Source organism: Flavobacterium kingsejongi (assembly GCF_003076475.1).
Taxonomy (GTDB): Bacteria; Bacteroidota; Bacteroidia; order Flavobacteriales; family Flavobacteriaceae; genus Flavobacterium; species Flavobacterium kingsejongi.
The window spans coordinates 2,901,148-2,926,178 of record NZ_CP020919.1 but is presented as its reverse complement, the minus strand read 5'-3'; the positions used below and the strand labels follow the sequence as shown (position 1 = coordinate 2,926,178).

General features: G+C 41.1%; 25 protein-coding genes and 1 pseudogene. 12 read left to right on the top strand and 14 right to left on the bottom strand.

The annotated features are described in order from the left end of the window. Positions 1-59: 59 nt before the first annotated feature. The 4 genes from FK004_RS13040 to FK004_RS13025 all read left to right on the top strand — a co-directional run bounded on the left by FK004_RS13040 (position 60) and on the right by FK004_RS13025 (position 4,690). Positions 60-620, top strand: a complete 561-nt coding sequence (locus FK004_RS13040; RefSeq protein WP_108737652.1) for a K(+)-transporting ATPase subunit C — start codon at positions 60-62, stop codon at positions 618-620. Positions 621-622: 2 nt separating this feature from the next. After that, positions 623-1,714: a porin gene (locus FK004_RS13035; RefSeq protein WP_108737651.1), complete on the top strand. Its 1,092-nt coding sequence runs from the start codon at positions 623-625 to the stop codon at positions 1,712-1,714. A gap of 18 nt (positions 1,715-1,732) precedes the next feature. After that, the gene (locus FK004_RS13030) at positions 1,733-2,860 is read left to right on the top strand and encodes a histidine kinase (RefSeq protein WP_108737650.1); all 1,128 of its coding nucleotides are present in this window, start codon (positions 1,733-1,735) and stop codon (positions 2,858-2,860) included. Between the two features lie 108 nt (positions 2,861-2,968). After that, positions 2,969-4,690: a HAMP domain-containing sensor histidine kinase gene (locus FK004_RS13025; RefSeq protein WP_108737649.1), complete on the top strand. Its 1,722-nt coding sequence runs from the start codon at positions 2,969-2,971 to the stop codon at positions 4,688-4,690. A gap of 4 nt (positions 4,691-4,694) precedes the next feature. Here FK004_RS13025 and FK004_RS13020 read toward each other — a convergent pair whose 3' ends face one another. The 8 genes from FK004_RS13020 to FK004_RS12985 form a co-directional block, all read right to left on the bottom strand. Then, positions 4,695-5,399, bottom strand: a complete 705-nt coding sequence (locus tag FK004_RS13020; protein ID WP_108737648.1) for a sulfite exporter TauE/SafE family protein — start codon at positions 5,397-5,399, stop codon at positions 4,695-4,697. 7 nt (positions 5,400-5,406) lie between these two features. Continuing rightward, positions 5,407-5,856, bottom strand: a complete 450-nt coding sequence (locus tag FK004_RS13015; RefSeq protein WP_108737647.1) for a FixH family protein — start codon at positions 5,854-5,856, stop codon at positions 5,407-5,409. Between the two features lie 27 nt (positions 5,857-5,883). After that, positions 5,884-7,302: a cytochrome c oxidase accessory protein CcoG gene (ccoG, locus tag FK004_RS13010; RefSeq protein ID WP_108737646.1), complete on the bottom strand. Its 1,419-nt coding sequence runs from the start codon at positions 7,300-7,302 to the stop codon at positions 5,884-5,886. Positions 7,303-7,308: 6 nt separating this feature from the next. After that, positions 7,309-8,229: a cbb3-type cytochrome c oxidase N-terminal domain-containing protein gene (locus tag FK004_RS13005; RefSeq protein ID WP_108737645.1), complete on the bottom strand. Its 921-nt coding sequence runs from the start codon at positions 8,227-8,229 to the stop codon at positions 7,309-7,311. A gap of 24 nt (positions 8,230-8,253) precedes the next feature. Continuing rightward, entirely contained in the window at positions 8,254-8,433 is a 180-nt protein-coding gene (locus FK004_RS13000; protein WP_108737644.1) for a CcoQ/FixQ family Cbb3-type cytochrome c oxidase assembly chaperone, read from the bottom strand. Between the two features lie 2 nt (positions 8,434-8,435). Continuing rightward, positions 8,436-10,634, bottom strand: a complete 2,199-nt coding sequence (gene ccoN / locus FK004_RS12995) for a cytochrome-c oxidase, cbb3-type subunit I (RefSeq protein ID WP_108737643.1) — start codon at positions 10,632-10,634, stop codon at positions 8,436-8,438. Between the two features lie 8 nt (positions 10,635-10,642). Then, entirely contained in the window at positions 10,643-10,822 is a 180-nt protein-coding gene (gene ccoS / locus FK004_RS12990; RefSeq protein ID WP_108737642.1) for a cbb3-type cytochrome oxidase assembly protein CcoS, read from the bottom strand. 98 nt (positions 10,823-10,920) lie between these two features. Next, the gene (locus tag FK004_RS12985; protein ID WP_108737641.1) at positions 10,921-13,350 is read right to left on the bottom strand and encodes a heavy metal translocating P-type ATPase; all 2,430 of its coding nucleotides are present in this window, start codon (positions 13,348-13,350) and stop codon (positions 10,921-10,923) included. Between the two features lie 106 nt (positions 13,351-13,456). On the opposite strand from FK004_RS12985, the gene FK004_RS12980 reads away from it, so the two are divergent. The 3 genes from FK004_RS12980 to nfi are packed head-to-tail and all read left to right on the top strand — an operon-like array spanning position 13,457 to position 16,135. Then, positions 13,457-14,137 (top strand): Crp/Fnr family transcriptional regulator, encoded by a 681-nt coding sequence (locus FK004_RS12980; protein WP_108737640.1) that lies wholly within the window; start codon positions 13,457-13,459, stop codon positions 14,135-14,137. 58 nt (positions 14,138-14,195) lie between these two features. Then, positions 14,196-15,419 (top strand): DUF763 domain-containing protein, encoded by a 1,224-nt coding sequence (locus tag FK004_RS12975; protein WP_108737639.1) that lies wholly within the window; start codon positions 14,196-14,198, stop codon positions 15,417-15,419. Then, positions 15,419-16,135 (top strand): deoxyribonuclease V, encoded by a 717-nt coding sequence (gene nfi, locus FK004_RS12970; RefSeq protein ID WP_193844340.1) that lies wholly within the window; start codon positions 15,419-15,421, stop codon positions 16,133-16,135. The genes FK004_RS12975 and nfi overlap by 1 nt, the downstream gene beginning before the upstream one ends. On the opposite strand, the gene FK004_RS12965 is transcribed toward nfi, so the two are convergent. Beyond that, complete coding sequence (locus tag FK004_RS12965; protein ID WP_108737638.1) at positions 16,136-16,648, bottom strand: DUF6155 family protein; 513 nt, start codon at positions 16,646-16,648, stop codon at positions 16,136-16,138. 86 nt (positions 16,649-16,734) lie between these two features. Here FK004_RS12965 and nhaA point away from each other — a divergent pair, with 86 nt between their 5' ends. The 3 genes from nhaA to FK004_RS12950 are packed head-to-tail and all read left to right on the top strand — an operon-like array spanning position 16,735 to position 19,628. Further along, entirely contained in the window at positions 16,735-18,069 is a 1,335-nt protein-coding gene (nhaA, locus tag FK004_RS12960) for a Na+/H+ antiporter NhaA (protein ID WP_108737637.1), read from the top strand. Between the two features lie 26 nt (positions 18,070-18,095). Continuing rightward, the gene (locus FK004_RS12955) at positions 18,096-18,365 is read left to right on the top strand and encodes a DUF3817 domain-containing protein (RefSeq protein WP_108737636.1); all 270 of its coding nucleotides are present in this window, start codon (positions 18,096-18,098) and stop codon (positions 18,363-18,365) included. After that, positions 18,366-19,628: a mechanosensitive ion channel family protein gene (locus FK004_RS12950; protein ID WP_108737635.1), complete on the top strand. Its 1,263-nt coding sequence runs from the start codon at positions 18,366-18,368 to the stop codon at positions 19,626-19,628. It begins immediately after the preceding gene. 5 nt (positions 19,629-19,633) lie between these two features. Here FK004_RS12950 and FK004_RS12945 read toward each other — a convergent pair whose 3' ends face one another. The 3 genes and pseudogenes from FK004_RS12945 to FK004_RS12935 all read right to left on the bottom strand — a co-directional run bounded on the left by FK004_RS12945 (position 19,634) and on the right by FK004_RS12935 (position 21,843). Continuing rightward, positions 19,634-20,026 carry an acyl-CoA thioesterase gene (locus FK004_RS12945; RefSeq protein ID WP_108737634.1) on the bottom strand — a complete coding sequence of 131 codons (393 nt, stop codon included), beginning with the start codon at positions 20,024-20,026 and terminating at the stop codon, positions 19,634-19,636. 15 nt (positions 20,027-20,041) lie between these two features. Continuing rightward, positions 20,042-20,479, bottom strand: a complete 438-nt coding sequence (locus FK004_RS12940; protein WP_108737633.1) for an NUDIX domain-containing protein — start codon at positions 20,477-20,479, stop codon at positions 20,042-20,044. An 11-nt stretch (positions 20,480-20,490) separates the two neighbouring features. Then, positions 20,491-21,843, bottom strand: a pseudogene (locus tag FK004_RS12935) (NAD-dependent succinate-semialdehyde dehydrogenase). 125 nt (positions 21,844-21,968) lie between these two features. Between FK004_RS12935 and FK004_RS12930 the strand changes: the two are divergent. Both FK004_RS12930 and FK004_RS12925 read left to right on the top strand, forming a co-directional pair. Continuing rightward, positions 21,969-23,231, top strand: coding sequence for an OmpA family protein (locus tag FK004_RS12930; RefSeq protein WP_108737632.1), 1,263 nt, complete (start codon positions 21,969-21,971; stop codon positions 23,229-23,231). 72 nt (positions 23,232-23,303) lie between these two features. Then, entirely contained in the window at positions 23,304-23,705 is a 402-nt protein-coding gene (locus FK004_RS12925) for a glyoxalase (RefSeq protein WP_108737631.1), read from the top strand. A 60-nt stretch (positions 23,706-23,765) separates the two neighbouring features. On the opposite strand, the gene FK004_RS12920 is transcribed toward FK004_RS12925, so the two are convergent. Next, a complete protein-coding gene (locus tag FK004_RS12920; protein WP_108737630.1) occupies positions 23,766-24,563 on the bottom strand; it encodes an META domain-containing protein in 798 nt (265 codons plus the stop codon). Between the two features lie 5 nt (positions 24,564-24,568). Further along, a complete protein-coding gene (locus tag FK004_RS12915; RefSeq protein WP_108737629.1) occupies positions 24,569-25,003 on the bottom strand; it encodes an META domain-containing protein in 435 nt (144 codons plus the stop codon). Positions 25,004-25,031: the final 28 nt, after the last annotated feature.

Sequence of the window (25,031 nt, the reverse complement as noted above, 5' to 3'; positions counted from 1 at the left end):
TTTACCTTTTACGTATCACTTCTCACTTAAAAGACCTCTTACATCTAAAAAAATAAATAATGAAAACAAATTTTCTATCAGGCTTAAAGCTAACCGTATTGTGCATCTTGTTTTTGTCAGGAACCTATACACTATTCATCTGGGGAATGGCACAATTCGCACCCAACCAGGGAAAAGGCATTACCATTGAAAGTAATGGCGTGAAATTCTATAAAAATATCGGGCAATCATTTACCGAGGCAAAATATTTCAATTCCCGCCCTTCTGCAGTGGATTATAATGCTGCGGGATCCGGAGGTAGCAACAAAGGACCATCGAATCCCGAATATCTGGCGACAGTACAACAACGTATCGATACCTTTCTGATCCTGAATCCGGGTACTGCCCGCAAAGATATCCCTGCCGATCTGGTTACCGCCAGTGGCAGCGGCCTCGATCCTAATATTTCTGTTGCTGCCGCTAAAATCCAGGTAAGCCGTATTGCTAAAATCCGGAATATCACGGAAACCCAACTGCAAAACCTGATCGCTGTTAATACCGAAAAACCCGTCTTAATGGTCTTTGGTCCGGAAAAAATAAATGTATTACAACTTAATATCGCTTTAGATAATTTAAAATAGCCATGTACTTAAAAACATTCCTCTCCACAATAGCCGCTTTCGCCTCTTATGGCTTACAGGCACAAACCGACAGCCTGAAATCGGTTAAATCACCCCTGAAAATAAGTGGTTATGTTGAAACCTATTATGCGTATGATTTCGGGCAACCGGAAAACAACCAGCGGCCGGCTTTCCTGTATTCCCACAACCGCCATAATGAAGTCGCCCTGAATCTTGGACTGATCCGGGCCAGCTATGAGAAAGACAATGTACGGGCCAACCTCTCTTTTATGGCAGGAACCTATAGCAATGCCAATCTCGCTGCGGAACCTGGAGTATTGAAAAATATTTATGAAGCCAACGCCGGTGTACGCCTGTCCCCTACCAAAAACCTGTGGGTGGATGCCGGAATCTTTGCTTCCCATATCGGTTTTGAAAGTGCAATCAGTAAAGATTGCTGGACACTCACCCGCAGTATGCTGGCTGAAAATTCCCCGTATTACGAAAGCGGCGCCAAGTTGTCCTATACCTCCGATAGTGGAAAATGGTTTATCAGCGGATTGGTTTTAAATGGGTGGCAGCGCATCCAACGGGTTGATGGGAACAAAACCCTGGGTTTCGGCCATCAGCTGACCTATAAGCCCAACGCAAGGGTAACCCTGAACAGCAGTTCGTTTGTCGGAAATGACAAACCTGATAATAGCAAGCAGATGCGTTATTTCCATAACCTCTATGGCCAATTCCTGCTCACAGACCGATGGGGACTCATCACAGGATTTGACATTGGGGCCGAACAAAAAAGTAAAGACAGCCACCGCTATAACAGTTGGTATTCCCCGGTAGTCATTGTACAATATAAAGCCACGCCAACCATCAGCCTTGCAGCCCGTGCGGAATACTATTCGGATAAAAATGGGGTTATTATTGCAACCACCACACCTAACGGATTTCAAACGTATGGGTACTCCTTCAATTTTGATTATGCCATCTATGATAATGTGGTGTGGCGTATTGAAGCACGGAACCTGAACAGTAAAGACCAAATATTCACTGAAAACACACGGCCTGTAAAACAAAATTGTGCGATTACCACAGCATTGGCTATTTCCTTTTAACCCCTAATAAAACTACCCTTGGAAAACGAAAGAGATCAGAATGTACAGCATTTCCTGAATTTGATACGGAAATCCAGGCAGGGAAAGTTTAAAGTCTACATCGGCATGAGTGCCGGTGTGGGCAAAACCTTCCGCATGCTTCAGGAAGCCCGTTCACTATTAAAAAATGGAATTGACATTAAAATCGGCTTTATCGAAACCCACAACCGTACGGAAACCCATGAGCTCTTGGACGGGCTTCCCATTATCCCGAGACGGAAATTATTTTATAAAGGAAAAGAACTGGAAGAACTGAATGTCGAAGCCATTATCAGCCTGCGTCCGGAAGTAGTGATTGTAGATGAACTCGCCCATACGAATATTGAAGGCAGCAAAAATGAAAAGCGCTGGCAGGACGTCATGGAGATATTGGAAGCCGGAATCAATGTTATCAGTGCGGTTAATATACAACACATCGAAAGCCTGAATGAATCGATCAAGCACATTACCGGAGTAGAAGTCAGGGAACGCATTCCCGATAGCGTCCTGGCACGTGCCGATGAAGTTGTGAATATTGACCTTACTGCCGATGAACTCATTACACGATTGAAAGAAGGTAAAATCTACCAGCAGGATAAGATCGAAATGGCGCTGCGGAATTTCTTCAAAAGTGAACATATCCTGCAATTGCGGGAACTCGCACTAAAAGAAGTGGCAAGCCTCGTGGAACGAAAAGTCGCTACCGAGGTACCGCGGAATAAAAACATGCGACATGAAAAATTTATGGCCTGTATCAGCAGTAATGAAAAGACCGCCAAAAAAGTAATTCGTAAAACGGCACGGTTGGCCAACTATTACAACAGCAAATGGTTTGTCCTCTACGTCCAGTTGCCCCATGAAAGTGCCGACAGGATTCCGTTGGACAAACAACGCCACCTGATTAATAATTTCAAACTGGCTACAGAACTGGGCGCCGAAGTACTGAACATACAGCATACGCGTATTGCAAAAGCACTGATGGAGCAAGCCGAAAGCCGCAACATCACCACGATCTGCATTGGCAAACCCCGAATGAACCTGTTCCAGATTATCCGTGCTACTAATGTATTCAAAGAATTATTGAACAAGCTCTCCTGTAGTGATATTGACCTGATCATCCTGAGTTAATTTCCGGCAGAAAACATTTATCTTTACCCTAATTACCACGCTATGGTACGATCTCTTTTTACAGTGGTGTGGTATTTTAAAAAGCAATTAAAACCCTTCATTTTTGCAATGAAAATAAAAACAAAACTTACGCTTGGTGTCGGCCTGTTGTTTTTCCTGATTGTACTCCTGGTTGCGCTTGGCGTAAAACAGATCCATTCCCTGGCCGATGATACCGAAAATATCCTGACAGCCAATTACAACTCCATGGATTATTCGCGGAATATGCTGAAGGAACTCGATAAAATCGAAACCGAACAACAGTCTCCAACACAATTTTTCGAATACCTGAAATTACAAAACCGAAATATTACCGAAATCGGAGAAAAGGAACTGACACGCAACCTGACCGAAGATGTTGTGCTATTTCAGAAAGATCCGGCAAACCCCAAAAACAGCATACAGATCCGGAAAGACCTGAACGATATTATGAAGCTGAATATGGATGCCATCAACCGCAAAAGTATTGTGGCTTCCAAAACTGCGGATAGCGGTATCTTCTGGATTTCCATCACAGGAACCCTCTGCTTCGTCATTGCGTTTACCCTTCTGATCAATCTTCCCGGTAACATTGCCAACCCTATAAAAGCACTCACCGAAAGTATACGGCAAATTGCAGCGAAAAATTATTCGCAACGGGTACATTTTGAAGGCCATGATGAGTTTGGAGACCTCGCTACGTCTTTTAATACGATGGCTGAGAAATTGCAGGAATACAGCAACAGCAACCTGGAAAAGCTAATGATGGAGAAAAAACGCATTGAAACGCTGATCAATAACCTCCACGATCCGGTTATCGGTCTGGATGCCCAGCATACCATATTGTTTGCCAATGAAGAAGCGTTAAAGATTTCAGGCTTACAGGCAGAAGCTGTCATTGGGAAATCGGCACAGGAAATTGCTATTTCTAATGACCTTATCCGGATGTTGCTCCAGTATATTTCTGAAGACAGTACACTAAAAAACAAAGAGCCGCTAAAAATATACGCCGACCGCAAAGAGAGTTATTTTGAAAAACAGCTCGTCCCTATCCTGATTACCCCGACCGGAGAAACAGAGAAAAAAGCTGTGGGTGCTTTTATCATATTACGCAACATCACAGCCTATAAAGAATTGGACACAGCCAAAACCAACTTTATAGCGATGGTTTCCCACGAATTTAAAACCCCGATTGCCTCCATGAAAATGAGCCTGCAATTATTGGAAAACGAAAGTATCGGCATGCTGAATGAAGAGCAGAAACAATTGGTATCCGGAATTAAAGATGATACGAAAAGGCTATTGCGCACTACTGGAGAACTGCTCAACATCACCCAGGTAGAAACAGGAAATACCCAGCTTAAAATAGAAAGTTGCCCCATTCATACAATTGTCGAAAATGCCGTGGAAGCCACACACCTACTGGCCGCCCAAAAAGCAATTTCTTTAGAAGTTGTATTGCCGGAAAACCTACCGGAAATTCATGCCGATCTCGAAAAAACGACCTGGATTGTATCTAACCTGATCTCAAATGCGATACGCTATTCCTATGAGAACAGTAGTATCCTGGTGAAAGCCGTATTGCAAAATGATACGGTACAAATCAGTGTACAGGACAACGGAATGGGCATCGCACCACAGTATAAAAACAAAATATTTGATAAGTATTTTCGAATTCCGGGATCCGAAAAAGAAGGCACCGGACTGGGGCTTGCCATTAGTAAAGAATTTATTGAAGCCCAGGGTGGCAGTATCACGGTAGCAAGTGAACTGGGTTTAGGCAGTACTTTTATAATTACGCTAAAAGTATAACGGATTACATCCCACAATTGGGCATTGCTTTGACAAACAGGTTCATATCGGAAGGGGAAACATAAGGAATACCGAGCCCCAACCCCCTCAATATAAAAAGAATCCCGATACACACCGCTGCATAAGGAATGATACGCTGTATTTTGTTGCGCATCCGTGCGGAGAAAATATCCGGTACAAAGACGACAAGGCTTAGCAATGGCACTGTACCAAGTCCGTACAATACCATATACCCCATACCAAGCAGTGGATCCTGCATGGCCAAAGCACCGAATAAAGCCATGTAAACCATTCCACAGGGCAGAAAACCATTTAGCAGGCCAATGGTAAACAGCGACGTATAGGTTTTCTTTTGGAATTGCTTTCCTAATTTTGTCTTTACGGAAGATAATAGTTTTAAAATGGGTCCGGAACCATTGATCCGCACCAGTTGTTTTTCGGGAACCACCACGACTATAATCATGATCAGCCCGATGATAATGGATAAGTGTTGCTGAAAACCGGCCATCAATAATCCACGTCCCAAAAGGCCAAATAACAAACCTATCGTAGTATAAGCCGTGATCCTACCCAGGTGGTACAACCAGAGCTGGGTAATCTTACGGGCTTGATTGGTGCGGTCCAATGGCAGCATCATTGCGATTGGGCCACACATACCCATACAATGAAAACTGCTGATCAATCCGAGTAGTAGTGCTGAAAGTAACATAAGCGTATTATTTGAGATACAGGGCTTTTTTATCGCGGTAGTCAACACCTTCATAGCTCCATTCGATAGTAATGTCCCAACGGCCATCGGACAAATCTTTTTTAGGTATGAGCAGATGGGATTCAGAAATCGAAATCGCAGTATCGAAATCTGAACGTTTATCCGATGGCCTGTAGAGGGACACTTTTCCAGTAATATTATGGGCATCAAAATTTTCAGGAAAATTAATTTCCACGCCTTTATCAGTAGCAGTTATGGTTGTTTTGTGTTTCAGGTCAGTTGCATGTTGTTCCTGATCGATCTGATGCTGGAATTTCAGCTCCTGCTTGTAGTATTCTTCCACTACAAGATCATTATCATATTTTGATTGTGTCTGGACTTTCATTACAAAGAAGAGTATGAACCCCATAAATAACGTAAATGCTATAAAAATTCCTGTTCCCCAATTTATTTTCATGATCTCTAGTATTTATTCGTTTTTGTATCAGTTAAACCTCCTTGGCCCCAGAAAATTCGTCTGGGTGGTTTCCAATAGTTCTTCACCATTATAAACGCCAATGGTAATCGTCGTTTTATCTTTTTCCAAGGCTACCTCCGGGATTTCTATAAAGAAAGTCCCCTGTGTGATGGCTTCTTTCTGCAGGGCAAACCTGCTCTTCCCCACCGGGATTATTTTTCCTTTATCAGATACCAGTTCAAAGTGTACAGCTTTAAATTCTTTAGCCGATTTATTGACAATCTTATACGTAAAAACATTGCTGATGTTGGCTCCTTTATGTTCGTACAATTGTCCCGGAAGCCTTAGTACTGTTACATCAAGGTCTTTCCGTAGAAACAGCATCCCGATAAAAATAGTCGTCAGCAGGCATAGCACAATAGTATAACCTTTCATTCGCAGCGTAAATTCAAAAGGTGTTTTTTGGGTGATCTCCGCTTCGGAAGCATACCGGATCAGTCCTTTTGGCAAGCCTACTTTGTCCATGATCGTATCACATTCATCGATACAGGCGGTACAATTGATGCATTCTAGTTGCGTACCATTCCGGATATCGATCCCGGTAGGACACACATGTACACATTGCTTGCAATCGATACAATCTCCTTTACCGGTCAGAGCCCGGTCTTCATTTTTATTCAGTTTGGCCCTGCCCTTCTCTTTTTCACCACGAACATGGTCATAAGCAACAATAATCGATTTATCATCGAGCAATACACCCTGTAACCGCCCGTACGGACAGGCTATAATACAAACCTGCTCCCGGAACCATACGAATACAAAATAGAATACGCCTGTAAAAACCAATAATGCGACCAGGTTACTGAGGTGATTCAACGGATTATCGGTAACCATCTGGATTAAGGCATCACTACCGATGAGATAGGCCAGGAACACATTGGCAATCAGAAAGGAAATGAGGAAAAAAAGGATCCATTTGAAAAGTCTTTTGCGTATTTTTTCGCCATTCCAAGCTTGTTTTTCCAACCGCAGTTGTGCGCCACGATCCCCGTCGATCCAATACTCAATCCTTCGGAATACCATCTCCATAAAAATAGTCTGCGGGCAAATCCAGCCACAGAAAATCCGGCCGAAAGCTACCGTAAACAAAATCACAAACACAATACCGACCAGCATTGACAACACAAATAAATAGAAGTCCTGTGGCCAGAATGCGAATCCAAAAATATTGAATCGTCGTTCCAGTACATTAAACATTAAGAACTGGTTCCCATTCACCTTTATAAATGGAGCAGACAGTAAAAAGACCAACAGAAAATAACTGACATATTTACGGTATTGGTAAAAACGTCCCGAAGGCTTTTTGGGATAGACCCAGGCACGTTTCCCGTCTTCGGTCAGCGTGCCGATGGTATCCCTGAACTTCTCATCTGAAATTTTTGACATCCTTTTTTATTTTTCAGCGGCTATTTCCGCTTTAGTATCATTTCCGGCCTCAGCTTCAGTCCATAGTTCCCCGTCGGGTGCTTTACCCTCTACTGGCTTGCTGCCTTGTAAAGACAGTACATAACTGGCTACGAGTTGTATTTCAGAGGGTTTTAGTGTCCCTTTCCAGGCCACCATTCCTTTGCCATCGCGACCACCATTAGTAATCGTATGGAATACATTTTTAATTCCGCCTCCCAATAACCAGTGGTCATCCGTAAGGTTCGGGCCGATAGCACCTCCACCATCAGCCCGGTGGCATACGGCACAGTTATTTTCAAAAAGTGCCTTCCCGTTTGCCAGGTCCTTAGGATCAGTCAATAAGACTACCGTTTTCTCATCGATCAGGTCTTTGGCTGTTTTTTTATATTCTTCTACTGCAATTTTCGCATCAGCCATCTCCCGTTCAAACTCCTGCATTTGGTTCTCGCCCCCAAAAACATGAAAACGAACCATATAAATCAATGCAAAAGCGATACATCCGTAAAAAAGATACACCCACCACGGTGGTAAATCATTGTCCAGTTCTTTGATACCATCATAATCATGATCCATTAAGAGGGCACCTTCCTCATCTACAGACCGGGTTTTGATAAAAAATCCCCTGATTTTCTGATACCACTTTGTATCCTGTAACCGAACCGGTTTTCTGTTTTCCAGTTCTTTTTTCTGTTCCTCTGATAATAAAAGGTAACTCACATTCTCAATCGCACTCATGCAAATCTCTATGGCGATAATCAGGAATAGCACCAGGAAAAGAAATAACAGGACAATAGGATATTTTATAAAAGCGGGCCGGTCTCCGGAATCGATAAAAAATTCCATGGCTGCAAAAACGGTAAAGAAAATTGCAGGAACCCTGACATATACTGGGATTAGTTTGTTCATCGTAATTGTAATTAAAATAACGGTTTATGCTGTTGTATCTTCCTCTAAAGGCATTTCGCTCAATACCCGGATGGTATCCTTTTTATACGAGAATACCCAAAGCCCAAGACCTACAAAAAAGGTAAAGAAAATCAGTAGGGAAATGATTGGGAAAATCTCTATTCCCGCAATCGTGGCCATGTGTTGATTGATAAACTTTAGCATAACTATTGGTTTTGTATTTTTTGAATGTCTTTCACTTTAATATCGGTTCCCAGGCGCTGCAGGTACGCAATAAGGGCTATAATCTCCCTTTCGTTCATTGGGACAAACTGCTCGCCTTTCGCTGCTGCTGCTTTTTTACTGGCTTCATAGGTTTTTACATAATCCGGGTCGGTATTTAGGTTTTTCTCAATCGTTATCGCCTGTTGGCGTAACGTTTCCGGGCCGTTGGCAATATCCTCTTCGGAATACGGTACGCCCAAGGTCGCCATCACTTCCATTTTTTTCTGTGTATCGGAAATATCCAGTGGCTTATTATCAAAAAGCCAGGTATAGGATGGCATGATAGAACCTGCAGATGTACTTTGTGGGCTCCACATGTGATTGAAATGCCAGTTATCGGAGTATTTCTTTCCTACCCGGTGCAGGTCCGGCCCGGTTCGTTTGGAACCCCATAAGAATGGGTGGTCATATACATATTCACCCGCTTTGGAATGCTCCCCATAACGCTCCACTTCAGAACGGAAAGGCCGTATCATCTGGGTGTGGCAACCTACACAGCCTTCACGGATATAAAGATCACGTCCTTCCAGTTCTAAAGGTGTGTAGGGTTTTACGCTGGAAATCGTTGGGATGTTGGATTTTACCATAATGGTAGGTACAATCTGAATCACGCCACCTATTAAAATCGCGATCGTTGCCAATATAGTCAACTGAATCGGCTTACGTTCCAGCCAGGGATGGAATCCTTCACCCTGGATCCTGTTTTTACTTATCTTTTGTAAAGCTGGAGCTTCAGCCAGTTCATCGGTTACTTCATGTCCTTTACGAACTGTTTGTATAATATTATAAACCAATACGATAAGACCAATCAGGTACAATGTTCCTCCAATAGCACGCATGGTGTACATCGGCATAATTTCTTTTACTGTTTCCAGGAAGTTCCCATATACTAATGAACCGTCCGGATTAAACTGTTTCCACATGGAAGCCTGAAGGAACCCGGCAACATACATTGGAAGTGTATACAGGATGATTCCTAAAGTACCGATCCAGAAATGGAAATTGGCCAGTTTGGTAGAATATAATTTTGATTTGGTCAGTCTCGGAATCAGCCAGTAGATCATACCGAATGTCAGGAATCCGTTCCAGGCAAGGGCACCAACGTGTACGTGGGCAATAATCCAGTCGGTAAAGTGTGCAATCGCATTGACATTTTTCAGGGAAAGCATTGGCCCTTCAAAAGTTGCCATACCATATCCTGTAATCGCTACTACAAAGAATTTCAATACCGGTTCGGTACGCACTTTATCCCAAACGCCACGCAATGTCAGCAATCCGTTGATCATTCCTCCCCAGGAAGGTGCGATCAGCATGATGGAAAAAGCCACTCCAAGATTCTGTGCCCATTCGGGTAATGCAGTATATAAAAGGTGGTGTGGCCCTGCCCAGATATAAATAAAAATCAGCGACCAAAAGTGGATAATGGACAACCGGTAGGAATACACCGGACGATTTGCTGCTTTGGGAACAAAATAATACATCAGCCCAAGGAATGGTGTGGTCAGGAAAAATGCTACTGCATTATGGCCGTACCACCATTGTACTAAGGCATCCTGTACACCAGCATATACGGAGTAACTTTTCATTGCGCTTACCGGAAGGGCAAGGCTGTTGAAAATATGCAATACCGCAACCGTAATGAATGTGGCCAGATAAAACCAGATGGCAACATACAGGTGGCGCTCCCTCCTTTTGAGGATGGTACCGATCATGTTAATCCCAAAAGCCACCCAGATTACCGCAATAGCAATGTCTATAGGCCATTCCAGCTCGGCATACTCTTTTGATGAGGTATAGCCCAATGGCAATGAAATTGCGGCAGCAACAATAATCAGCTGCCATCCCCAGAAATTCACATTACTTAAAAAATCACTGTACATCCTGGCTTTAAGCAAACGCTGCAGTGAATAATAAATCCCTGCAAAAGTAGCATTTCCTACAAATGCGAAAATGACCGCATTGGTATGCAATGGCCGGAGCCGCCCAAAGCTCAGCCAGGAAATTCCCTCTGTCATATTCGGGAAGAGATAAAGTACCGCCAGTAAAAGGCCGACGATCATTCCTACCAGCCCGAACGCAATCGTGGCATAGAGGAATTTTTTGACAATTTTGTTATCGTAATAAAATTGTTGCATTTCCATAGTTCAAATTATTTGTCTTTATTTTCTTGTTTTGGTGTTTCTTCTTTTAGTTCATCGTCAAAAAGCATTCTGACCGAAGGTGTGTAGTCATCGTCATACTGCCCCGATCGGACAGCCCTGACAAAAGCGATAAAAAAACTGATCGATACGACGACACTAATGGAGATTAATAGATAAATGACGCTCATACCCTGTTAAATTTATAGGACAAAAGTAGGTTTGGTCCATTTCTTAAAATATGATATTTATCATGCCGAAGCAGATTTAGCCATCTTTTCGATTCTTTTTATACCGCTGCCATTTCATAATCGGTAGCAGTAGGCTTCTTCTTACTGCGGAAGGCCTTTTTAGCGTAATAATTACTGAGCAACGTAACAAAACTGACAATGGTTACGGTACTCAAAGGCATAATAATCGTAGCGACCAAAGGCGAAAGCTTCCCACTAACAGCAAATGCCAGTCCTACCACATTATATAAAAGCGACAGGGTAAAGCTCATTTTAATCGTGAAAATGGCTTTTTTTGATAGTTCCAGGAAGCGGCCGATATTCGAAAATTGCGCCGCATCCAATATGCCATCACAGGCCGGGGAAAAAACATTGACATTTTCAGATATCGAAATACCGACATTACTTTGTGCCAATGCTCCGGCGTCATTCAATCCGTCTCCGATCATCATCACATTGCGCCCTTCCTCCTGTAATTTGGCGATAAAGGCTAATTTCTGTTCCGGTTTCTGGTTAAACACCAATTCCGTATGTTCCGGTAATAAATCTTTCAGCAGTGAACGCTCGCCTTCATTATCCCCCGATAAGATTTTAATCGTATACTGCTGATTCCGGAGTTGTGTAAAAAGTGCCTGCAATCCTTCCCGGTAGCGGGTTTCAAAAATATAAGCTCCCACATAGGTACCATCAATCATACAATGGACACTGGTTTTCAAAAATCCTTTTTCTGCTGGCTTGCCCAGGTAAGCTGCCGAACCGATACGAATGTTATGCCCTTCGATATATCCGGAAATGCCTTTACCCGGAAGTTCTTCAAAACCTGTTACTTTTTTATGGGCGGTAGCCGGAAGAAAGTCATAAAGTTTACGACTCAGGGGATGGTTGGATCCCTGAAGTATATTTTTAATGAATACCGCATGCTCGGCTGAAATTAAACCACCTTCAAATCTTATTGCAGCTGCCTGACCGGAGGTAATCGTTCCTGTTTTATCAAATACAATCGTATCCACCTGGGCCAGTTGCTCAATCACCACTGCGTTTTTCAGGTAGAATTTTTTCTTTCCCATGATCCGTAAGACATTTCCCAGCGTAAATGGAGCTGTTAAGGCCAAAGCACACGGACAGGCTACAATCAATACTGCGGTAAAAACATTAAAGGCTGTGGTCACATCACGAAAGATCCAAAACGTAAAACCCGCCAAAGCAATGATTAATAAAATAGGTGTAAAATAATGACTGATGGTATCGGTGATTGTTTTGTGTTTCCGGTCTACTTTCTTCTGGAATACTTCGTTGCTCCACAATTGCGTAAGATAGCTTTGGGATACCGGTTTCAGGACTTCCAGTACCACACTGTTTCCCAGTTGCTTCCCTCCTGCATACAATTTGTCACCGGACTTTTTCGGAATCGGCACCGCCTCTCCTGTTACAAAACTGTAATCAATTTCGGTGGCCTCACTAATCAGTATGCCATCTACAGGGAGCAATTCCTGATTTCGGATTAACAGGCGATCGCCTTTTTCTATTTCGTAGACCGGAACAGAAAATTCCGTTAAATCCGATTCAATTTTGGTCACCGCAATGGGGAAATAGGACTTAAAATCCCGTTCAAAAGATAGGAAATTATAGGTTTTCTGCTGGAATAATTTGCCCAGGAGCATGAAAAATACCAAAGCGGTAAGGCTGTCAAAAAAACCCTGGCCATAATCAAAAAACATATCGATAGTACTCCGGATAAACATCACGATGAGACCCAGGGCAATCGGGATATCAATAGTGTACATTTTGGACCGCAGGCTTTTGTAAGCTGAGGTATAATAGCCATTTGCCGCATAAAAGAACGAAGGCAATGCCAATAGAAAAATCAACCATCTGAAAAAACCCTTGTAATGATCCAGCCAATATTCCCCTACATCAAAATAGTCCGGAAAAGACAACAGCATCACATTTCCAAAAGAAAAAAAGGCCACCCCAATTTTATAGATCAGGCTCCTGTCGGTACCTGTTTTTACAGCCTCATAGTCTTCCAGGCTAATATAAGGCTCATATCCGACAGAACAGAGCAAAAGCACAATTTCCTGTACATTTGTTTTTTCAGGATTGAAGATAATCCGAACGGTCTTCCTGCCAAAATTTACCTGCGAGGTTACAATCCCATCCAGCAATTTGTGTAGATTTTCTAAAATCCAAATACAGGAACTGCAATGGATGTGCGGAATATTGAGGGAAATGATCGCCGTTTCTTTTTCGTGAAATTCCAGCAATTTCGACACTATGTCTTCATGAGCCAAAAAGTCATATTTCCCTTTTGTGTGAAGCGGTGTCGCTCCCGGCGATTTTTCAAAATCATAATATGTCGTCAGATCATTCGCGCTGAAAATTTCATACACCGTTTTGCATCCGCTACAGCAAAATGCTTTCTGATCAAAAAGGATTGTATCATTTTCTGCAACTTCCAATCCACAATGGAAACAATTATTCCTGTCCATACCTGCTCTAATTTACCTGATGCAAAGTTTGGGCGATCTCCCAAATTAAAATATGATATTTGTCATATTATCAGTAAATTTGCGGCATCACGTAATTAATATGACTATGAGTAAATGTGAACAATGCATTGTAAGAGAATTCAGCTCATTGAAAGCATTGACCAAGGACGAGCTATTGCGTATGGCCGAATGTAAGACGACGAAAACCATTAAAAAAGGGGAAGTCATTTTTGAAGAAGGTGAAAATGTAAACGGCATCTTCTGTATCAAAGAAGGGGTCTGCAAGCTCACAAAACTCAGTTCCAACGGTAAAGACCACATTGTAAAACTGGTTGCCAAAGGCGAATTATTAGGGCAACGATCGATGATCAGCGATGAACCGGTGAATTTAAGTGCTGTAGCGCTGGAAGACATGCAGGTTTGTTTTGTACCTAAAAATGAGGTTATGGGTTTCTTTGAAAAAAACAATGCCTTTTCCATGAATGTGATGAAAACCATCTGTGGTGACCTGAAAGAAGCAGATGACCTGATGGTGAACCTGGCACAGAAAACCGTAAAAGAAAGACTGGCCTACACCTTAATCTATCTCTACGAGAACTTCGGCAATAATCCTGACGATTCCCTTCATATCCAGCTTTCCAGGGAGGAATTGGCCAGCATTATCGGTACAGCTACCGAAAGTTGTATCCGCCTCTTATCCGATTATAAAAAATTAGGGCTCATCGAAATTTCCGGTAAAAAAATCATCCTCCGGGATTTAGCTAAACTGCGTAAAATGACGGAATGATTTTTGCTTCCGGAATGTAATAACTTCAAGTCTGATTCTTTTATTCAAGCACTCGCCTATGAAACGTTCCGGTTCTGCTGACCTTCCCCTGCACAATGGCCATGTTCCCATGTGGCTGGCAGAGCGCATGTCCAAATTAGGCCTGGCCATAGTCGAAACGATAGCAGCGGAGTTCTCCACTTCCGAAGTCATCAGTAAGCTGAGCAATCCTTTTTGGTTTCAGAGTTTTGGAGCCGTCATGGGGATGGACTGGCACTCTTCCGGAATTACCACCTCGGTTATGGGCGCCTTAAAACGTGCCGTAAATCCACATTCCAAAGAGCTTGGCATTTATATTTGTGGCGGCAAAGGCAAACATTCCCTGCAAACACCAAATGAATTGCGCACTGTGGGTAATAAAACAGGACTGAATGGCGATGAACTGGCTTTGTACAGCCGCCTGACTGCAAAAGTAGACAATACTGCCATACAGGATGGATTCCAATTGTACCTGCACAGTTTTGTAGTCAATGATAAAGGAGAATGGGCCGTTATCCAGCAGGGCATGAATAATAATTCATCCACAGCGCGCCGTTACCACTGGCATTCCGAAAATTTACAATCTTTTGTCAGCACACCCCATACTTTTATCTACGGCCAAAACCAAGGGCCCATCCTGAACTTTACCGCTGAAAATGCTGGAATCGTACGGGACAAAACACTGGAAATCTGTAAAGAGCATCCGGATAAAATCATGCGTGAAATTATGCACCTCAAAATGCCCAATCACCACGATGTCCGGATTGAAGATGTGAACACCAAAAGGCTTGGTGCTATGCTTTGGCTTGCCCATGAAAATAAACCCGAAGATTTTGAGGAATTGCTCTTATTGAAAGGAATGGGGCCGAGAGCACTGCAATCCCTTGCCCTGGTGAGTGAAGTAATTTATGGGACACCTACGCGGTTTGAAGATCCGGCGCGGTTTTCTTTCGCCCATGGCGGAAAAGACGGGCATCCTTTCCCAGTCCCTGTAAACATCTTTGACGAAACTATCAGCACACTGCAAAGCGCTATTAATAAAGCTAAAATCGGAAATAGCGATAAACTGCAGGCCATCCGGAAACTATCCGAAATAGCCATCAATGCTGAAAAGAATTTTACGCCAAACGACGACCGCTACAGTTTTGAAAAAGTAATCGAAAAAGAAAGAGCCGAATCCTATAAATATGGGGGACAAACCGTTTTTGGGCCAGCCAAAAAGCCAAAAATAATAACCGATTCGTCCCAACTTAAATTATTCTAATGGTGCTGAATTACGATATAATAACTCTGGAACAGGCTACAGAACTGCAAAATCAGCTCTGTCAGAAATTATCGGGACTTACACTCTCCAAGGAGATTACCACCATTGCCGGTGCTGACATTTCCCATAATAAAAATGAGAACACTGTATATGCGGGAATAGTTGTGCTGAGTTATCCTGGGCTTGAATTGGTATCGTATGCTCTCGCTAAAGCCGAAACTACATTTCCCTATATCCCCGGATTTTTAGGTTTCCGGGAAGTTCCTGCCCTATTAAAAGCCTGGGAATTATTGCCCGTAAAACCGGATGTTACCGTACTGGACGGTCAGGGTATCACACATCCCAGACGTATGGGAATCGCCTCCCATTTTGGAGTGCTTACGGATACTATGACAATCGGTTGTGCCAAGAATAAACTTTACGGCACACTGGAAAAAGACCTGGAAGAAAAGAAATTCAGTACAGTATTGTTATACAATCGTGTGCAGGAAGAAATTGGCTATGTATTACGGACCAAAAACAAAACTGCTCCGGTATTCATTTCTCCCGGAAACCATGTGAGTGTGCCGGATAGTCTGGAAATTATGAAAAATTGTGTCAGGACCCACCGGATACCGGAACCTACCCGATTGGCTCACGAATATGTGAACCTCTTCCGAACCGGAAAATTAGTACCGGGTTACCACCGCTGCGATACCCAACAGACGCTTTGGTAACTATTCGATGTTATCGATAATACGTTCAAACTCTTTATAGTTCTCCCACTTTTGTTCCTTCGCCTGTTCGTAAACGCTATAGATTCTTTTTTTATAATCTGCCAGGATACCGTTTTCAATTGAAAATTGCACTACCTGTTGGAACGAATTCAGCATACTTTTGTAAAAGGAAGTATACCGCATTTCGCGTTTGGCCGAATAGGTCTGGGCAATTTCAATATTATAAAGCATAATATCCGCTACTACAAAAGGATCCACTCCCAGTGTAATAAAATGTTTGATGTACTTCTGGGCAGTAGAACGCCTCAATTTGGGACGCTTCCCCTTCAGCGGAAAATATTCATTGGATATTTTTACTTTAGCCTCCTGAAGTAGCTTTTCTTCTTTGGGATTGAATATAAAATCATAGAAAACTTTCACTTCACTAAATTTATCATACAATTCCAATAATTGTTCCTCCAATTGTTCTTTGGACAAACCATTCAGGTATTTCTTTAAATCGCGTTTACTCATTTCCGGCTATAGATTAAAGCATAAAGTTAGGTAAACAATGTGTGACTTTCCTAACAAATTAAATAAGAATCCTTAAATTTGCTTTTATGGAAGATACTATAAAAATTACGCCAGTAGAGAAATGGATTGTTAAACCTGTGAATCAGTTCATAAGCAAATCGACTACTGGCGGCATTATTTTATTTGTTTCTGCAGTGGTTGCCATTGTACTTGCCAATTCACCACTACAGGAGTGGTACCATCATTTATGGGAGTACAAAATTGGTTTTACGCTGAATAATGAAACCTATCTGAATTTTACACTACACCATTGGATAAATGACGGGCTGATGGCTGTTTTCTTTTTTGTCGTAGGACTGGAACTGAAACGGGAAATTATTGGTGGTGATCTTTCGGAACCTAAAAAAGCATTATTACCCATCGTTGCTGCTGTAGGTGGTATGGTATTTCCCGCTTTAATCTATTTAGGGCTCAATGCCGGAACTGAAGCAGAACATGGCTGGGGTATCCCAATGGCAACCGATATCGCTTTTGCTTTAGGGGTATTGTATTTATTGGGCGATAAGATTCCCAATACCTTAAAAGTATTTCTTACAGCCTTGGCTATTGTAGATGATTTGGGCGCCATTTTGGTAATCGCTTTTTTCTATACTGCCGAAATTGACCTTACTGCATTACTCACCGGAATCGGTTTTGTTGCCTTTTTGCTGATTAGTAAATATCTTGGTGTCCGGAACATGTTTTTTTATATCATCATTGGTATTTTTGGGGTATGGCTTCCGTTTTTATTATCCGGAGTCCACGCAACCATTGCTGCTGTTTTAGTAGCGTTTACCATTCCCGCGAATTCTGTTGTGAATGAACAATTATTCGTCAGCAGGATCAAAAAATACCTTGGTAAATTTCAGGAAGCAGATACAACTGACTCTCCTACCCTGACAAATGACCAGCTTCATATTCTGGAAGAAATACGGACAACTACCAAAAATGCAATTCCACCTTTACAACGACTGGAACACAACATGCACACCACCGTTAGTTTTATCATTATGCCCCTGTTTGCGCTTGCTAATGCCGGAGTTACTTTTTCGGGAGACACAGGATCGAATGCAGCGAGTATGATTACCCTGGGTGTGGTATTGGGGCTTTGTCTCGGAAAATTAATTGGGGTAATGGGCGTGTCACTGATGATGATCAAATTAAAGTTTGCCAGCCTTCCGGAGGGGGTTTCAATACGCCATCTTGCTGGGGCGGGTATGCTGGCTTCCATAGGCTTTACCATGTCGTTATTTGTAACGAGCCTCGCCTTTGACAATCCGGAACACGAATTACAGGCCAAATTGGGGATTTTTATCGCTTCTTTGATCGGAGGGATTTCAGGCTACTTCATCTTAAACAAAAAGAAAACAACTGTACAATAACACTAAATCAATTTAATTAATTCAATATGATCCGGTTTTTCAAAATCATCGCTTTATTAGAAGGAATCTCTCTCCTGCTCTTGTTTTTTGTTGCTATGCCTTTAAAATACGTCTGGGATAATCCCGAATATATCCGACCAGTGGGAATGGCACATGGCTTATTATTCATAGGATACATCATAATGGCAACCATGCTTAAATTTGAAGATGGCTGGCCAATAAAAAAATACTTACTCATTTGCCTTGCTTCTATCGTTCCATTCGGAACTTTTTATGTAGAGAAGAAAATGCTTTAAATCAATAAGATGAAAGAAAAATTATTCAATTGGGCGTATAAATTACTCCGGGACTTAGACTTTTCAAAAATAACAGCAAGTTATATCAACCTGCTGGTCAATATTCTGATCCTGGCCATTATTGCCTTTATATTGGATTTTGTTTTTCGTAAAATACTGACAGCAATCTTAACACGGATTGCCAAAAGGACCAAAACGGAATTTGACGATTTTTTACTGGCGAATAATACCGTCACCTATATCGCACACCTTATTCCATTACTATTCATCGTAGAAACCCTTCCGATTGCACTGGAAGGGTTTATCCATTGGGAGAATTTCTTCGAAAAGAGCATTAGTATTGTCATTATACTGCTTTCACTCTGGATTGCACGCAGTATATTGAATGCGATGAAGGATTACCTCAAAAAGCTACCTGCATTTAGCGACAAGCCTATTGACAGCTACATTCAGGTCATTATGATTTTTCTGTGGGTATTTGCTGTAACTGTCCTTGTTTCCTTATTGCTCAATAAACCTGTCATGTACCTTGTTGGTACATTTGGAGCTGTTTCTGCGATTGTCATCCTGATTTTTAAAGATACTATCCTTGGATTTGTAGCCAGCATCCAGGTATCCGTAAATGATATGGTGCGTATTGGCGACTGGATTACAATTGATAAATTCGGAGCAGATGGTGATGTGATCGAGATTAATCTGGCAACCGTAAAAGTGCGTAATTTTGATAATACTACAACTACAATACCGACGTACAACCTGATCTCCGATTCTTTTAAAAACTGGCGCGGAATGACCAATTCTGGTGGCAGGAGAATCAAACGATCCATACTGATCAAAGCAACAACGATCCGTTTTATCAATAATGAGGAGTTGGAGGAATTCAAAAAAATACAATTGCTTACCTCCTATATTATACACCGGCAAAACGATATCGAGAAATTTAACCAAAGTAACGGTGCTGATAAAAGCCTTTTTGTCAACGGCCGGAATCTTACAAATTTGGGGATTTTCAGGAAATACATCAATCAGTATATTGCCGTTCATCCCGGGATCAATAAAGAAATGACCATGATGTGCCGTCATTTACAGCCCACCGCACAAGGAATTCCCATTGAAATCTATGCTTTTTCAAATGATAAAAGATGGATTAACTATGAATATATCATGGCAGACATTTTTGACCACATCATTGCAGCAGTTCCCTATTTCGGACTTGAAATCTATGAACTCTCTTCTGACAGTGGAACAAGTGGTGTCGTTTAAGGGAATTAAAGCTTACCCAGTCGGTCTTTCATGTATTCAACAGTAGTTTTGCCATGCGGCAAAGGTTTACCAAAGCTGTCAAGCCCTACCATAGTGATCGCATCTACGGTAATGATTGTTTCATGTGTCATCTTATTCCGAACTTCACTCCTGACTACTAAAGAAGTGGTTCCAAATTTAACGACTTCAATACCGATCTCAACAATATCCCCCTGTTGTGCAGAACTCATAAAATTTATTTCAGACATATATTTTGTCACGACACGCTGATTTTCCAATTGGATAATCGCATACAACGCTGCCTCCTCATCGATCCAGGCTAATAATTTTCCGCCAAATAAAGTGCCGTTTGGATTGAGATCTTCAGGTTTTACCCATCTTCGGGAATGAAATTTCATAATTATTTCTGTTTATCAGGATTTTAAAGCACTGGTTAAATCAAGCTTTCGTAATGCAAAAGTAATAATTTCAAAATGGTCGAAAGCCAGTTTCGGCAGTTCTTTTACGGAAAACCACTGCACTTCTTTCGCATCATCGGCTGCAACCGGAACTACATCGTTTTCTACAAAACCGGTATAAGCCACTGAAATCGTATGGCTTCTCGGATCGCGGAAAGGAGCCCCAAAAGTATGCAGCTGTGCAATTGTATCTACCTTCAGTTGTGTTTCCTCAAATAGCTCCCGCCGTGCAGCAATTTCCAGGTCTTCATTAGCATCTACGAAGCCACCCGGTAAGGCCCACATGTCCTTAAAAGGGTCATTTTTACGTTTAATCAGCAGTACAAAATAATCTTCTTCTACAATTTTAAAAATTACCGCATCAACGGTAACAAATATCTTAGATTCTCTCATTTCAATTTTATTTAACTGATATAAATTGTTTTTATATTTACAAATTCCATTAGTCCGGTATCTGAAAGTTCGCGACCATATCCTGATTTTTTTACCCCTCCAAAAGGAAGCCTTGGATCGGATTTTACCATCGCATTAATAAATACCGCGCCTTCCTCAAACAAATGTACCTTGGCTTCTATAGCTGCAGTATCTTCCGAAAAGACAGAGACTCCAAGCCCAAAACTGGATGTATTGCTCAATTGTATTGCTTCTTCTAAAGTTTCGAACACAGAAACAGCGGCCACCGGTCCAAATAATTCTTCTTTAAAGGCAGGCATTTCAGGGGTGACATGGACCAATACAGTAGGTTCGAAAAAAGTTCCTGTTCGTTTTCCTCCGGATACAATTTCAGCCCCCATACGCACAGAATCCTGCACTTGTTTTTCCAACTCTTCAGCGAGATCCTGCCGCGCCATCGGTCCAATTTCTGTAGCCGGATCCATAGGATCTCCGGGTTGCAATTTAGCTACTGCTTCTTTATAGTGTTGGATGAATTGATCGTAGACGTCAGACTGTACCAAGAACCTTTTGGCAGCAATACAACTTTGTCCTGCATTTTGCATCCTGGCATTAACGGCAATAGGTACCGCTTTTTTCAAATCGGCATCTTTACAAATGATAAAAGCATTACTGCCCCCTAATTCTAAAAGTGATTTTTTGAGGTATTTTCCAGCTGTCGCTGCAACAGCAGATCCGGCGCCTTCACTTCCCGTTAATGAAACAGCTTTGACAATAGGATCGGCAAGAACAGCTTCTACCAACTTACTTTCAATAGCCAGATTTTGATATACCCCTTCCGGAAAACCGGCAGCAGCAAAAATAGTCTCCAAAAGTGCAGCACTTCCCATTACATTAGAAGCATGTTTTACAACTACCGTGTTTCCTGCCATAATCGTAGGAACAGCGAAGCGAAAAACCTGCCAAAACGGGAAATTCCAAGGCATAACTCCCAAAATAACGCCTAATGAATCATAAAAAACATAACTTTTTTGGGCATCAGAGGCTATTTTTTTAGGCTGTAAAAAATTCTCAACATTTTACGTATAATAATCACATAGTACTGCACATTTTTGCACTTCAGCACGGGACTGTGTAATCGGCTTACCCATTTCCTTCGTAATCATTTCAGCCAACTCCTGCTCTTTGTTTTTCAGAACCTTAGACAAGTTTAATAAGGAATTTACTCTTATTTTAATAGAAGTTAGTTTCCAATTTGAATACGATTTATCTGCCATTATTAGTTTATTTCTTACTTCATTTTCAGTAAGTGTATCGTAAGAAAATACAGACGTGTTATCGTGGGGATTTATAGTTTTCGGCATTTTTAAATGTTATTAAAATTATAAAATTAGTTGAAATTTAAGACTTTTTGGAATCGTTGCCCTACATTTGCAGAACTTTTAACACTTAAACATTGTTGAATCTAAAATTAATAAACATTATTTCTATGAAAAAAATCGTACTACCTTTAGCTTTATTAACCTTTGCAATAACTTCGGTTAATGCGCAGGAAACGGAGAACACCAAGCCAACAGCCAATTATGACAGATGGTCTATTGAATTGAATGGTGGGGTTAATAAACCAACCAGAGCAATGACTCCGGGGTATTACACTTCTACTATCAGCCCTTTTCACGCTGATTTGGGTGTAAGATACATGTTCAACCCAAAATTTGGTTTGAAATTAGACTTTGGTTATGATGAATTGAAAGATCATGATGATAGTGCACCTTTTAAAAGTACATACTTGAGAACAAGCCTTCAAGGGGTTGTTAACTTAGGTAGAGTAATGAACTTTGAAGAATGGACTAATACTTTTGGATTATTAGCACATGGTGGATTCGGTGTATCTCAATTATCTACTGATAATGGATTTGACGGTGAAGACTACATGGGTCATGGAATTTTAGGTCTTACAGGACAATTAAGATTATCAAACAGTATTGCTTTAACTGCAGATCTTACCGGTATTGTAAACGGAAAACAAAATAACAATTTTGACGGACAGTCCAGAACTACAACCGGAGCTTTTGACGGTGTATTGTTAAATGCTTCTGTAGGTCTTACGTTCTACTTAGGTAAACATGAAAAACATGCTGACTGGTATTCTGAGCAAAAATCATTAGAAATCGAAGCACTTGACAAAAGAGTTGGTGACATCGAAACAATGATGAATGATTCTGATAAAGACGGTGTGCCGGATTACTTAGATGTTGAACCAAACACTATTACTGGAGTTGCAGTAGATACTAAAGGAAGAACTATTGACAGAAATAACAATGGTGTTCCAGATGAATTAGAATCATACTTAGAAAAAACTTACGGTAAAAAAGGTGAAACTAACAATATGACGAACAACCAATTGGTTAAAGATTTAATCAACGGTGGTTATGTAACAACATATTTTGATTTCAACAAAACACAACCAACAAACGTTTCTACTCAGGGAATTGATTTTATCTTAACGTACTTAAGAAACAATCCTACTGCTTCTGTAGACATTTACGGAAATGCTGATGAAATTGGTGCTACTAAATACAACTACAATTTAGCAAACAAAAGAGCTGAGAACGTAAAAGCTGTTTTAGTGAAAGCGGGTATCCCTGCATCAAGATTAAACGTAGTTTCTAAAGGTGAAGATACTTCAGTAGATAAAGATTCTGCTGCAGCTCGTAAACTGGTAAGAAGAGTTACTTTTATGGTAAAATAATAAAAATTTAAATTTTTAAATTTTAGAACCTCTGTAGTCATACAGAGGTTTTTTTGTACCTTTAAAATAAAAATGGGAGACAGAGACAACTTAATCCTGGAATTAAGAGGAGGAACAATCGGAGAAACGAATTATCAATCATCATCAGAAGAACTATTTCAAAACCAAACCCTGCGACCAATCTTAAAATTACAGAATGACCTCTTCATTGAATCATTCAAAAACTACATTACCAAATACAAAAACGACTTTTACAGCCTTACCGTAGAGAAGAAATTACACTATATCGATAATGCTATTCAGCGGGATATCAAGTTCCGGAATGCGTTAAAAGGAATGGTGATCAGCCTCTTTACAATTGCTGAATTTCAAACGTACACGAAGAATTCTTCTGCCCTCAACAAACGGATGATGAATCTTTTAATTGAGCGCCTGAAGAGCCAGGTACAATTATTTGAACAGACTGAAGCATAAACAAAAAAAGAAGGCCATAAAAGCCTTCTTTTTTTGTTTACATAGCTATTTGAAATAACTTTAGTCTACTTTTTTAAATATCAATTGTATGCCTCCCGGATTGGAAAGGAAAAGCCTGTTGTCTTTAATTTCATATTTTGTACTGCTTTCAAGTGCTTTTAGAAACTGTGGTTCTTTGTTAGTTGCTCCACACATCATGCGGGTACTGATAATATCTGTAAAGCGCAAAAGATCCTGTTCAGCGAATAACTTCCCCCGAATGGTATTACACCCGCCATTTCCCATAAAACTTGCTTCAGCAGCCTTTATTTCAAGCGTTGGGGCAGTATCGAAATCAGTTGCTGTGATCTTTTGGTTTCCTAAACTTTCCAAAACCCAGATATCATGCAGCCTGTAATTAACGATATAATGCCCACATCCTTCTAATGCAGTAACTTTTGTGTCTGCATTTCTTTTGAAATCTGCTTTTACAGTATAGGGAGATTCTTTGCCGGACATAGTATTAGTACATTTCCCCTGGGCAATTGTAAAATCTAATGTTGCTGTAGCAGAAGTCAGCCGGTATCTTTTGATATTGGCATCGGCTACACGAATAGGCTCTGCATATGGAAAAACAAATTCTTCATTCCCCTTACCCAGAATACTAAGGGTTATCTGTTCTTTTGAAATAGTTATAGCCCAAAACGGTTCGTTACCGGTAGCCTTAAAAAAATCAGCCAATGTATCCTTCTCTTTTTCTGCCACATAATGTGCCGGATTAAACTTAGGGTTGATGTCTTCATTTTTTAATTTGCTCTGGCAGGAAAGCAGGCCAATACTTGCCATACCAACTGCCATCATACGTTGGATTGCTTTCATAGCCACTAATTACGGTTGAATGTCAGCACCTCCTGTGTCCCATTAAGTAAAATCAGCTTATCGCCTTTCACTTTAAAATGGGTTACTTTATTAATAGCTGCTAAAAATTTATTTTCCCCGTTACCTGGACAGGCCATTCGGGTGCTGGCCAAATGCCCTAAATCAATTGAACCTTTGGCAGTAGTAGTGTACTCACCAGACAAATTGTTACAGCCGCTGTTCCCATATACTTTATGGTCAACTGTAAAAGTAAGATTTGGGAGATCCCTGCTAAAATCATCAGCAATGATATTTTTTCCTTCTATTGTAGTCACAATCCATTTTCCAGGAGTTAGCATACCTGTAGCATTTTCACTTTTATCCCCCGTTTTTGCCATATTACAAGAAGTAATGGCCAATAGGAATACACATACGATGGAATTAATAATACTTTTTTTCATGTTGGTTTTTATTTAAGATTATGCAATC

What these genes read in the sequence shown, in the direction of transcription:
- FK004_RS12965 (WP_108737638.1), bottom strand. Translation starts at nt 16,648, where the DNA reads ATGAGTAAACGCGATTTAAAGAAATACCTGAATGGTTTGTCCAAAGAA.
- FK004_RS12985 (WP_108737641.1), bottom strand. Translation starts at nt 13,350, where the DNA reads ATGGACAGGAATAATTGTTTCCATTGTGGATTGGAAGTTGCAGAAAAT.
- FK004_RS13005 (WP_108737645.1), bottom strand. Translation starts at nt 8,229, where the DNA reads ATGAACAAACTAATCCCAGTATATGTCAGGGTTCCTGCAATTTTCTTT.
- FK004_RS12920 (WP_108737630.1), bottom strand. Translation starts at nt 24,563, where the DNA reads ATGAAAGCAATCCAACGTATGATGGCAGTTGGTATGGCAAGTATTGGC.
- FK004_RS12925 (WP_108737631.1), top strand. Translation starts at nt 23,304, where the DNA reads ATGGGAGACAGAGACAACTTAATCCTGGAATTAAGAGGAGGAACAATC.
- nfi (WP_193844340.1), top strand. Translation starts at nt 15,419, where the DNA reads ATGGTGCTGAATTACGATATAATAACTCTGGAACAGGCTACAGAACTG.
- FK004_RS13000 (WP_108737644.1), bottom strand. Translation starts at nt 8,433, where the DNA reads ATGCTAAAGTTTATCAATCAACACATGGCCACGATTGCGGGAATAGAG.
- FK004_RS13025 (WP_108737649.1), top strand. Translation starts at nt 2,969, where the DNA reads ATGAAAATAAAAACAAAACTTACGCTTGGTGTCGGCCTGTTGTTTTTC.
- FK004_RS13040 (WP_108737652.1), top strand. Translation starts at nt 60, where the DNA reads ATGAAAACAAATTTTCTATCAGGCTTAAAGCTAACCGTATTGTGCATC.
- FK004_RS12930 (WP_108737632.1), top strand. Translation starts at nt 21,969, where the DNA reads ATGAAAAAAATCGTACTACCTTTAGCTTTATTAACCTTTGCAATAACT.
- ccoG (WP_108737646.1), bottom strand. Translation starts at nt 7,302, where the DNA reads ATGTCAAAAATTTCAGATGAGAAGTTCAGGGATACCATCGGCACGCTG.
- FK004_RS12940 (WP_108737633.1), bottom strand. Translation starts at nt 20,479, where the DNA reads ATGAGAGAATCTAAGATATTTGTTACCGTTGATGCGGTAATTTTTAAA.
- FK004_RS12945 (WP_108737634.1), bottom strand. Translation starts at nt 20,026, where the DNA reads ATGAAATTTCATTCCCGAAGATGGGTAAAACCTGAAGATCTCAATCCA.
- FK004_RS13035 (WP_108737651.1), top strand. Translation starts at nt 623, where the DNA reads ATGTACTTAAAAACATTCCTCTCCACAATAGCCGCTTTCGCCTCTTAT.
- FK004_RS13015 (WP_108737647.1), bottom strand. Translation starts at nt 5,856, where the DNA reads ATGAAAATAAATTGGGGAACAGGAATTTTTATAGCATTTACGTTATTT.
- FK004_RS13020 (WP_108737648.1), bottom strand. Translation starts at nt 5,399, where the DNA reads ATGTTACTTTCAGCACTACTACTCGGATTGATCAGCAGTTTTCATTGT.
- FK004_RS12980 (WP_108737640.1), top strand. Translation starts at nt 13,457, where the DNA reads ATGAGTAAATGTGAACAATGCATTGTAAGAGAATTCAGCTCATTGAAA.
- FK004_RS12975 (WP_108737639.1), top strand. Translation starts at nt 14,196, where the DNA reads ATGAAACGTTCCGGTTCTGCTGACCTTCCCCTGCACAATGGCCATGTT.
- nhaA (WP_108737637.1), top strand. Translation starts at nt 16,735, where the DNA reads ATGGAAGATACTATAAAAATTACGCCAGTAGAGAAATGGATTGTTAAA.
- ccoS (WP_108737642.1), bottom strand. Translation starts at nt 10,822, where the DNA reads ATGAGCGTCATTTATCTATTAATCTCCATTAGTGTCGTCGTATCGATC.
- ccoN (WP_108737643.1), bottom strand. Translation starts at nt 10,634, where the DNA reads ATGGAAATGCAACAATTTTATTACGATAACAAAATTGTCAAAAAATTC.
- FK004_RS12955 (WP_108737636.1), top strand. Translation starts at nt 18,096, where the DNA reads ATGATCCGGTTTTTCAAAATCATCGCTTTATTAGAAGGAATCTCTCTC.
- FK004_RS12915 (WP_108737629.1), bottom strand. Translation starts at nt 25,003, where the DNA reads ATGAAAAAAAGTATTATTAATTCCATCGTATGTGTATTCCTATTGGCC.